Consider the following 3,666-nt stretch of genomic DNA (forward strand, 5'->3'; position numbering starts at 1 on the left):
CTGGACCTGCAACGGCACCTCGGCGCAGTCGTGGACCTTCGTCAACGGGACGCTGCGCACCCAGAACAACATGTGCATGGACGTGGCCTGGGGTTCCCGGGACAACGGCGCGGTGATCCAGATCGCGAACTGTAGCGGCAACCCGGCGCAACAGTTCGTCCTGTCCGCCGCCGGAGACCTCGTCAACCCGCAGGCGAACAAGTGCGTCGACATCGGAGGCTGGGTCAACGCCGACGGTGCCCGCCTGATCACCTGGGAGTGCCTAGGCGGCGCGAACCAGAAGTGGCGGCGCGGCTGAGACCAACGAGGCGTGCGGGAGCCGGTCCGGCTCCCGCACGCCGGTGCCGCACGAGGCGGGCTCCGGTGGTCAGTCGTGTTCGGGGGCACCGGTCACCCGGTGCTCAGCGGCGTGCAGCACCTCTGCCACCAGCCTGCGCACATGTCCGCCCCGGGCCCGGTAGAGCGCCCGGCGCCCCTCCCGCCGCACGCTCACCAGCCCGGCGAGGCGAAGCTTGCCGAGGTGTTGCGACACCGCGGGCCGGGCCATCCCCACCGCGGCGACGAGCGCGGTCACGTCGTGTTCGCCGTCGCTGAGCAGCCACATCAGTCGCAGCCGTGTCCCGTCGCCCAGCATCCGCAACATCTCGACCGCCGCCTCCACCTCGCGCCCGCCAGGCGGCTGTTCTTGCAGGTCACTGGCACCTGCAACGTTGTCGCGTGCGTACATGAGCACATATTATCGCTGTCGCCGGCGCACGTCCGCGCGTCCGATATCGCCTGGGGGTTCAGTGAGACCGCACGGTCACCGCCCTGACCACCACCACTCCCGTGATCACCACGACCGTGGAAAACTCGCCGCCGGCTGGCATCGGCTGGGCCACCTGTTCGTGCCGCACTCGCACGACTCGCGGGCGAAGCTCGACCCGGCCCTGGAGACCTCCCGGGAGGGCCTGCGGGCCCTGTGGATCTCGTTGGTCGGTCTCGGGATCACCGCCGCCGCCCAGGGCGTCATCGTGGTGTTCTCCGGCTCGGTGGCCCTGCTCGGTGACACCCTGCACAACGTCACCGACGCGCTGACCGCCGTGCCCCTGGCCATCGCCTTCCTGCTCGGGCGGAAGGCGGCCACCCGCACCTACACCTACGGCTACGGGCGAGCCGAGGACGTCGCCGGCATCATCATCGTCGCCGCCATCGCCGCCTCCGCCGTCGCCGCCGCCTGGACCGCCGTCGACCGGCTCCTGCACCCCGCCGGGATGACCCACATACCCTGGGTGGCCGGCGCCGGCCTGGTGGGATTCGTCGGCAACGAACTGGTCGCCCGGTACCGCATCCGGGTCGGCCGCCGGATCGGCTCCGCCGCCCTCGTCGCCGACGGCCTGCACGCCCGCACCGACGGCTTCACCTCCCTCGCGGTCGTCGCCGCCGCCGGCGGCGCCGCCCTCGGCTGGAGCTGGGCCGACCCCGTCGTCGGCCTGGGCATCGCCGTCGCGATCACCTTCGTGCTCAAGGACGCCGCCCGGGAGATCTACCGGCGACTCATGGACGGCGTCGACCCCACCCTCGTCGACCAGGCCGAAACCACCCTGCGCGGCATCCACGGCGTCCGCGACGTGAGCGCGGTACGACTGCGTTGGATCGGCCACCGCCTGCACGCCGAAGCCGACCTCGTCGTGGACGCCGACCTCAGCCTGATCGCCGCACACGAGATCGCCGCCGACGCCGAACACCAGCTCACCCACACCGTCGCCCGGCTGACCAGCGCGACCGTGCACACCGACCCGCACAGCCACCCCGGCCGGCACCACCACACCGACCTGTCCCACCAGCGGCGACACCTCGGCGCATGACTCCTTGGAGGCCGTCAGCGGTCCGTGGGGCCCGGGGTCATCGGCTGCCGCTGTCGGCCGGTGCCCTTGACGCGGTCCGGTGGTGCAGGAGTCGTTCGACGCCGAGCATGGTCGCCACCGCCACGGCACCGATGACGGCACCGGCGAGAATGTCACCGGGATAGTGCACACCGACCCAGACGCGGGCGAACCCGACGGCGGTCGCCAGGACGATCAACACCACTCCCCAGCGCCGGGAGAGGAACGCCGTGACCGCGAACGCCAACGCGAATGCGACGGTGGCGTGGTCGCTGGGCATGGAGATGTCGCTGGCGTGCGGGACGAGCTGGTGCACCACGTGGGTCTGGAACGGCCGCGCCTCGTGGTTGAGGTGTCCGACCGCCTGGCCGAGGCCGAGGGCGAGAAGCAGCGACGCCCCGATCCGCACCGGGACGGCCCAGACACCGGTACGGAGCAACGTGCGGCCGGGCACCAGCGTGAGCGCCGCCATCACGAAGATCAGCCAGGTCGCCGTCCATTCGAACAGGTCGTCGACCGGGTCGTGGGCGCCGGCCGCCCCGTTGATCATCTGGAACAGGTGGTAGTTCATCCCCAGTAAGCCTCCGTGGTGTCGGCCACCAGCGCGTAGCCGCCAACTGCCGTGGACTCCCGGCGCCGGCTCGCAGTGCGAACGGAATCGCGGCGTCGTCTACCAGGGTTATCCAAACCAGCTGAGTTTGTGCTGAAAGCCGAGGTCCGGGCTATCCCTCGGCGAGCGCCACGGGCACCGGACGGAGCCGCACCCGTACGGCCGTGCCGGGCGCGAGGTCCGGCAGTCGGCTGCTGTCGACCTGCGCGACGACCAGCGTGTCGTCAGGCAGGGCGACGGTGACCCGGCTGGTGGCACCCAGGAAGCTCGCCGCGAGCACCCGACCCGGCCCGCTCCCGTCGGTCACCACCTCGACAGACTCCGGGCGGACCAGGGCGGTCACCGGGGCGGCTCCGGCCGCCGGCCCGGCGGCCGGGTGAACCAGTGGCAGACGCTGGCCGAGCACCTCCACCCCGTTGCCCGCGACCCGGGCCGACAGCCGGTTGCTGAGCCCGACGAAGTCCGCGACGAACGTGCTCGCCGGGCGCAGGTAGATCTCGGCGGGTGGCCCCACCTGCTCCAGCTGCCCGGCGCGCATCACCCCGACCCGATCGGCCACCGCGAGCGCCTCCTCCTGGTCGTGCGTGACGAACAGGGTGGTGGTGCCGACCTCGACCTGGATCCGGCGGATCTCCTCGCGCAGTTGCACGCGTACCTTGGCGTCGAGCGCGGACAGCGGCTCGTCGAGCAGCAGCACCCGCGGCCGGATCGCCAACGCCCGGGCCAGCGCCACCCGCTGCTGCTGCCCACCGGAGAGCTGGTGCGGATAGCGGCCGGCGTGCGACCCGATCCCCACCAGGTCGAGCATCTCGGCCGCGCGCTCGCGGCGCTCGCCGGCCGGCCGGCCGCGCAGGCGCAGCCCGAACTCGACGTTCTCCCGCGCGGTCAGGTGCGGGAACAAGCTGTACGCCTGGAACACCATGCCCATGTCCCGCCGGTTCGCCGGCAGTGTGGTCACGTCGACGCCGTCGACCAGCACCTTGCCGCTGTCGGCGTCCTCCAGCCCGGCGAGCACCCGCAGGGCGGTCGTCTTGCCGCAACCGGAGGGACCGAGTAGCGCGACCATCTCGCCCGGGGCGAGGTCGAGGTCGAGCCCGTCGAGCGCCGGGACCGTGCCGAAGCGGCGGCGCAGCCCCTGTAGCCGTACCGCCACGCCGCGCCGGTCGCGGCGGCCTGCGGAAGGGGTGACGA

The 3,666-nt window shown here is 72.3% G+C and carries 5 protein-coding genes; 2 read left to right on the forward strand and 3 right to left on the reverse strand.

Going from position 1 to position 3,666, the window contains the following annotated elements; translation table 11 throughout:
- Positions 1–298 (forward strand): RICIN domain-containing protein (locus AB0M52_RS32170; protein ID WP_363961492.1); only part of this gene is annotated, 298 nt, incomplete at its 5' end.
- 69 nt (positions 299–367) lie between these two features.
- Here the strand turns inward: AB0M52_RS32170 and AB0M52_RS32175 are convergent.
- On the reverse strand, positions 368–727 hold the full coding sequence (locus AB0M52_RS32175; protein WP_363961494.1) for a metalloregulator ArsR/SmtB family transcription factor: 360 nt from the start codon (positions 725–727) through the stop codon (positions 368–370).
- 61 nt (positions 728–788) lie between these two features.
- Between AB0M52_RS32175 and AB0M52_RS32180 the strand changes: the two genes are divergently transcribed.
- Positions 789–1,847, forward strand: a complete 1,059-nt coding sequence (locus tag AB0M52_RS32180; protein ID WP_363961496.1) for a cation diffusion facilitator family transporter — start codon at positions 789–791, stop codon at positions 1,845–1,847.
- Between the two features lie 37 nt (positions 1,848–1,884).
- Here the strand turns inward: AB0M52_RS32180 and AB0M52_RS32185 are convergent, their stop codons facing one another.
- Positions 1,885–2,436: a phosphatase PAP2 family protein gene (locus tag AB0M52_RS32185; RefSeq protein ID WP_363961498.1), complete on the reverse strand. Its 552-nt coding sequence runs from the start codon at positions 2,434–2,436 to the stop codon at positions 1,885–1,887.
- A 151-nt stretch (positions 2,437–2,587) separates the two neighbouring features.
- On the reverse strand, positions 2,588–3,628 hold the full coding sequence (locus tag AB0M52_RS32190) for an ABC transporter ATP-binding protein (RefSeq protein WP_363961500.1): 1,041 nt from the start codon (positions 3,626–3,628) through the stop codon (positions 2,588–2,590).
- Positions 3,629–3,666: the final 38 nt, after the last annotated feature.

This window comes from Micromonospora sp. NPDC051296 (assembly GCF_040682255.1).
In the GTDB taxonomy this organism is placed as follows: Bacteria; Actinomycetota; Actinomycetes; order Mycobacteriales; family Micromonosporaceae; genus Micromonospora; species Micromonospora craterilacus.